Source organism: Alloscardovia sp. HMSC034E08, from assembly GCF_001813415.1.
GTDB lineage: Bacteria > Actinomycetota > Actinomycetes > Actinomycetales > Bifidobacteriaceae > Alloscardovia > Alloscardovia omnicolens.
Genome location: NZ_KV812468.1, coordinates 46,738 through 52,857, shown reverse-complemented (window position 1 = coordinate 52,857; position 6,120 = coordinate 46,738). Strand labels below are relative to the sequence as shown.

General features: G+C 49.3%; 4 protein-coding genes. 1 reads left to right on the top strand and 3 read right to left on the bottom strand.

Annotation, left to right across the window (positions count from 1 at the left end; all coding sequences use genetic code 11):
* Positions 1–453: 453 nt before the first annotated feature.
* On the top strand, positions 454–2,580 hold the full coding sequence (locus tag HMPREF2909_RS01680; RefSeq protein ID WP_071414986.1) for a transglycosylase domain-containing protein: 2,127 nt from the start codon (positions 454–456) through the stop codon (positions 2,578–2,580).
* 137 nt (positions 2,581–2,717) lie between these two features.
* On the opposite strand, the gene HMPREF2909_RS01675 is transcribed toward HMPREF2909_RS01680, so the two are convergent.
* From HMPREF2909_RS01675 to HMPREF2909_RS01665, 3 genes are read right to left on the bottom strand one after another with little or no spacing between them, the layout of a single operon-like run.
* Positions 2,718–3,863 carry a quinone-dependent dihydroorotate dehydrogenase gene (locus tag HMPREF2909_RS01675; protein ID WP_071414985.1) on the bottom strand — a complete coding sequence of 382 codons (1,146 nt, stop codon included), beginning with the start codon at positions 3,861–3,863 and terminating at the stop codon, positions 2,718–2,720.
* A 35-nt stretch (positions 3,864–3,898) separates the two neighbouring features.
* Positions 3,899–5,050, bottom strand: a complete 1,152-nt coding sequence (locus HMPREF2909_RS01670) for a lipoate--protein ligase family protein (RefSeq protein ID WP_071414984.1) — start codon at positions 5,048–5,050, stop codon at positions 3,899–3,901.
* Positions 5,051–5,060: 10 nt separating this feature from the next.
* Entirely contained in the window at positions 5,061–6,098 is a 1,038-nt protein-coding gene (locus HMPREF2909_RS01665) for a 3-isopropylmalate dehydrogenase (RefSeq protein ID WP_071414983.1), read from the bottom strand.
* Between the last annotated feature and the right edge of the window lie 22 nt (positions 6,099–6,120).

The window sequence follows — 6,120 nt, the reverse complement described above, 5'->3', positions numbered from 1 at the left end:
GCCAGAGGAATCAACTAGAACCTACTAGACAACACCCCCCCCCAAAAAAAACCGTTAAAATTCGAAGAGCATTTTATCGGCGACTTGGTTTAGTGTGCCCATAGTTTGATGGATTATTACGTCAGACAGGGGTTTGAACGGTTCATGAAACGGAACTTGCGCTAGCGTTCCATGATTGACGCATGAGCGAGGACTTCAATCATTGTAAAAAGTGCGAGTGCGCGTTGTTGACGCTCGGTGCTAGCAACTTTCAGGAACATATGAGAGCTGATACCACATGAAAAATGGACGCCAGCATTGTCAGCGCACCACACTCACAATCCCCACGAACTCCCCCGCGAGCCCAACTCCACTAACTCCAACTCCCCACAATTGTTATATTTTCGTGGGAATATTGCACAACCCATCAGCTCCCCTCGTCTTTAGGCAGGGCATCACGCTAAAATATTGCATATGTCTGATCAAAATGGGAAGAATAAACTTACTCCTAAGCGTGTGTTCACGCTGATTTTATCGTATTTATTATTCTGCGTCATGGGTGGCGTAGTTGCTTCTGGTGTTGTGATGCCAGCAGTTGTGGGTGCGAACGTTCTTACGAAGGCCATTGAGCCACAAATGAGTGCCGGTTTGGAAGATGTGAAGTTCAATTTGGAAGATCTTCCACAGCAGTCTCGCATGTATGCTTCCGATGGCACCACTCTTATTGCTACTTTCTATACTCAAAACCGCATTATTGTGCCGTTACGCGATATTTCTCAAGCCATGCAACAAGCAGTTGTTGCACGAGAAGACCGTCGTTTCTTCGACCATGCTGGTGTGGACCCTGCTGGTGTTTTGCGTGCATTTATTCAGACATATGTCAATAAGGGAGATACCCAAGGTGGTTCTACCCTTACCCAGCAGTATGTAAAGAACATCCTTATTGATCAGGCAAATAACGATGACGATCCAATTGCTGCATATCATGCGCATGAAGATACTATTGCGCGTAAGCTACGCGAAATGTTGCTGGCTGTGCAGCTGGAGAAAACATATACTAAAGCAGAAATTCTACAGGGTTACTTAAATATTGCTCAGTTCGGCTCTGGCGTTTATGGTGTTGAAACCGCTGCCCGCCGCTATTTTAATGTGAGTGCTAAGGATTTGAATCTTGGACAATCAGCTATGATTGCTGCAATTACGAAAAATCCTCAGGCTTATGATCCTACTTTGCATCCTGAAGCAGCTCAACAGCAACGCGATTTAGTTCTTGATCTTATGCAATATCAAGGTTATGCAACCGCTGAGCAAGTGAAAGAAGCTAAGGCAGTTAGCATTGTCGATATGCTCAATGTTCAGTCTGTGCCGGTAGGATGCCAAACAGCTGGTAACGCTGCATATTTCTGCGATTATGTGGTTAATAAGATTTTGCAATCTCCGCAGTTTGGAGAAACCCAGGAAGATCGACGCAAGCTGCTGTATCAGGGTGGTTTAAACATTACGACCACTATGGATGCAACCGCTCAGCGTGCTGCATCCCAGTCTGTTCGTGCTGTTATTCCAGAGGACGATCCTTCCGGAATCGAAAGCGTTTTGGCTGCTATTAAGCCAGGCACTGGTGAGGTTTTGGCCTTGGCTCAGAACCGTACTTACGATGCTTCTGCTGGAGCTTCTGGTACGCATACTGCAATTAACTACGCTGTTGATCAGGCTGATGGTGGCGGTCAGGGTGTTATGCCAGGTTCGACCTTTAAGCCAATTAACCTCGTATCGTGGCTGGAAAACGGCCATACTGCTAACGAGCCTTTGGCAACATCGACCTCGTATGCTAACTCGAGCTTCCCTTGCAACTCCACTACTACTGGCGTATGGCGAGTACAGAACTCCGAAGGTGGCACGGTTAACCCAGAAACTCCATACCAGGGTATTATGAGGTCGCACAACACCACACAGGCTTCCATGGCTCAAAAGATTGGTTTGTGCGCTATTGCCGATACTGCAACGGCTATGGGTTACCACAACGCTATTCCTAGCCAGAGCGATATTCACGACACGATGTTCGCACCATTCGTTATTGGTTCTTTGAACGTGTCTCCTCTGACCATGGCAAACGTATACGCAACTATTGCTGCCGACGGCGTACATTGCGATCCAATCGCCATCTCCAAGGTAGAGAAGGATGGTAAGGAATACGAAGTTCCTTCTGCTAACTGCACGCAGGCTATTCCAAAAAATGTTGCACAAACTACTGCGTACGTGCTCAACATGTCTGCAACATCTGGTCAGGCACAGGAAGTGAACTTGCCTAACCGCAAGACCTTCGCTAAAACCGGTACTGCAGAAACCTACTTCATGTCATCTGCAGCATTCACCAACGGTGTATCTGCTTTCGCGGTAGCAGGCAATATGGAAAATCAGGAATCCTTGAGCGGCAAGCACATTAACGGTGTCTATCGTAGCAGCTGGTACGGTATGTACCTCGGCGCTCCAATGCTTAAGAACTTCTTGCAGCAGTACACGACCGAAGCCAATATTCCAGATAACCCTAACTACGGTACTCCGGATCAGGCTTTGATGGGTACTGGTAGTCGTAGCCGCTAAAGGCGCGATTCACGTTTCGAATGCGCGGTGGAATGAGGAATTCATACCCTCATTCCACCGCGCATTATGTCTACCACATACAAGAATGCTCCCCTCTTCGAAAAGAAAGGAGCATTCCGCGTTTGAGTACATGTGTTTTAATCCACGTCCACACCCACAGCTTCTTCAATCGAGTTAAAGCCATCGCGACGCAACAGGCTCGCCAAACCACGCTTAAGCACGGTAATATTTTGCGGGCCGCGATACATAAGCGAGGTAATAAACATAACCAAGCTCGACCCCTTGCGAATCTTAGCGTAGGCATGTTCTGGGGTAAAGACGCCACCAATGCCGGCAATAGCGAAACGATCATGATACTCACGGTACGTGTTCTCAATAATTTCGTTACTCACAGCAATAGACGGCAAACCCGAAATACCGCCCGCCCAATCCGGCGGAATATCTAAGCCATCGCGATCCTTGCGCAGGTTAGCAATAGACAAGCCCTGCACATTATGGTCAGCGAGCACATCCACGAGTTCCTTAAACTCTTCCCAGCTCTTATCGCTTGGCATCTTCACCAGCACAGGCTGCACACGGTCAATCTTATCGAGCTCAGTAAAGAGCTTATCGAGATTCTCCGGCTTGGTAAACTGTTCACCCACGCGCGTATTAGGGCAGGAAATATTCACCTCAAGCATATGCGTGCGGTTCGCTGCGCGACGGAAGGACTTCACATAATCTTCCACGCCCTCAGCAATGTCGCCTGTCTTGTTATCGTTAGTGCGCGCAATAGAGACAGAAATACGCATCGTTTTGGAATTCATATACGCTTTTTCCACGCGAGGCATAACCATGCCGATGCCTTCGTTTGCCAAACCAACATGCACCATCATCGATGCGTATTCTGGCAGACGATGGAACCATGGACGCGCGTTACCTGGGCATGGTCGCGAAGTAATAGAACCAACCGTTTCGAAACCAAAGCCAGCATTGTCGAGCAGAACCGGCAAATCGCAGTTCTTGTCTAAACCTGCAGACAGCCCAAAGGGATTATGGAACTTAACGCCCATTACTTCTGTTTCCAAGATGGGATCCGTGTAGTCAATCATGCCACGCAACGCCCACATAAGCGGCGCGATATTACGAGTCATGCGCGCGAACTGAATCATCTGATCATGCGCATCGTCCGGCGACTGATCAAACACCATCGGCTTCACAGCCTCTTTATAGGCCAGCTGGAACAGTCCCGTGCTCACTTTGTTTACGGTATCTCGAATAATATTGTCGCTTACGTATCCCATAACGCCTCCTCGCTGTGATTATTCTACCCTACCAGCTAGGCGATAGCATGCGTCCACGCAAAGCTTTCAAACTTCTCACGCGCCAGCTGCCGCGCCTGCTCGAGCGTTACCTCGTCAAGCTCAGATAGGTGAGCGCTCGGCAGCATCTCTAAAGCTTGCGACTGTAAAGCGCTGCACAGCTCATCGCGGCTCAAGTTCGTTTGGCTTTTAAGCGGATCGACACGTTTAGCTGCTGACTGTACCACTTTATCTGCAAGTTTTTCGCGCGAAATACGCAAAACCTGTATCATGCGTACCGCGTCAATATCGTAGGCCATCGTTACATGATGCAGAACGCAGCCCGTACTGCCGCGAACCAAGCGCTGCGCTGCTCCCCCAATTTTTCCGGCCGGCGAGGTTATATCGTTTATCGGCTTGTACCGCGCGCGAATGCCCAGCTTGTTAAGCGCTAACAGCGCCCACTCATCGCAGCGCTTATATGCTTCGAAACCGCGCACACCCTGCAGAAAATCAGCCGGAACATACAGCGAATACGTAATGGTATTGCCCGGCTCAACGAACATGGCGCCGCCGCCGGTTATGCGCCGAACGACGCTAAAATTCAGTTCGCGAGCGCGCTGCTCGTCTACCTCGTTGCGCACGCTTTGATGTAAACCGATGATGACCGCATTGCCACCCCACTGCCAAAAACGCAGGGTTGGTCCGCGCTGACCGTCAGCAACCTGCTGAGCGAGAACCTCGTCGAGCGCCATATGTTCAGCAGGCGTGTGCGGGGTTTGATCGGCAAGAACGGCCACGTCAACAGTGTTCCACGTGAAACTGAGCTCGTCTACGCTCTCCTCGCTTGTTGTGTCGGCCGCAGCCTGGGCGCTCTCAACCTGCTGACCGCGAGCACACGCCATAGCTTTATCGAGTGCTTGCGCAGTTAAGCCCACACACTGTGCTTCGGGAAATTCACGAGCAACCGCTTCTATAGCTGCAAAACCACTGCCCGCGCTGAGCACCTGCTCAATCAAAGCGACCACGGCTGTAGGGTCATCGACGCCGTCGATAAAGAAATCGCCGTCGATGTGCACGCCGTCGCCCACGTTCTCACCCAGTTCAACAGCTACAAGTTTGCCCCCAGGAACCTTATACTCACCACGATGAGTTGATAATCCTGAGGGCTGTGTATGAGAATGAGTCATGCTCTCCAGTTTAGAGTCGAGCCAGAATATCTTCACCCACTTCATGTGTGCTGCGCTGCGTAGAGCCCTTTTCAGCAATATCGGCTTCTACTGCTTTTTCAATACGCTCAGCAGCCTCGCCCAAACCAAGATGACGCAATAACATAGCTGCAGATAGTATAGCTGCTGTTGGGTTAGCAATACCTTGACCAGCAATATCTGGCGCTGAACCGTGAATTGGTTCGAACATAGATGGATATGTGCCGGAAGCATTAATATTTCCAGAGGCTGAGTATCCTACACCGCCTACAACAGCTCCTGCCTCGTCAGTAATAATATCGCCGAAAAGATTATCGGTAAGAATAACGTCAAAACGACTAGGATCAGTCACAATAAAGATTGTGGTGGCATCGATGTGCAAGTAATCGTGGCTAACTTCTGGATATTCAGCTGCCACTTCATTCACAATGCGCTGCCACATATCTCCTGCATTAACTAATACGTTCTTTTTATGCACAAGAGTTACGTGCTTGCGGCGCTTCATAGCCAGTTCGAAAGCATAGCGCACCGTACGTTCCACACCATGAGCAGAGTTAATCGATACTTCTGTAGCAACTTGTTGATTCGTTCCCGCATGTGTTGAGCCGCCTGCACCTGCGTAGAGCCCCTCTGTTCCTTCACGCACAACCACGAAATCAATCTCACCAGGATGAGCTAGTGGTGAAGTAACACCCTGATAGAGCTTGGATGGACGCAGATTAATGTAATGATCTAGAGCGAAACGCATTTTAAGCAGTAAACCGCGTTCGAGAACGCCTGCTTTCACGCGAGGATCTCCAATAGCACCCAGCAAAATTGCGTCATTCTTCTTGATGTCGTCCAAAATCTCGTCGGTGAGAATAACGCCATCGCGCAAATAACGGTCAGCACCCAAATCGAAGTGCGTATAGGAAAATTCAGCTACACCTTCGGTAGCTTTTTCCATAACAGCCTGGGCTTCTGGAGTAATTTCTTTACCAATACCGTCACCAGGAATAACGGCAATATTGAATGTCTGTCTTTGAGTCATGCCCCCAAGTTTATGGGAGCAT

Excerpts from the sequence above, each read along its gene's own strand:
- HMPREF2909_RS01675 (WP_071414985.1), bottom strand. The coding sequence starts at position 3,863 with ATGGGATACGTAAGCGACAATATTATTCGAGATACCGTAAACAAAGTG.
- HMPREF2909_RS01665 (WP_071414983.1), bottom strand. The coding sequence starts at position 6,098 with ATGACTCAAAGACAGACATTCAATATTGCCGTTATTCCTGGTGACGGT.
- HMPREF2909_RS01670 (WP_071414984.1), bottom strand. The coding sequence starts at position 5,050 with ATGACTCATTCTCATACACAGCCCTCAGGATTATCAACTCATCGTGGT.
- HMPREF2909_RS01680 (WP_071414986.1), top strand. The coding sequence starts at position 454 with ATGTCTGATCAAAATGGGAAGAATAAACTTACTCCTAAGCGTGTGTTC.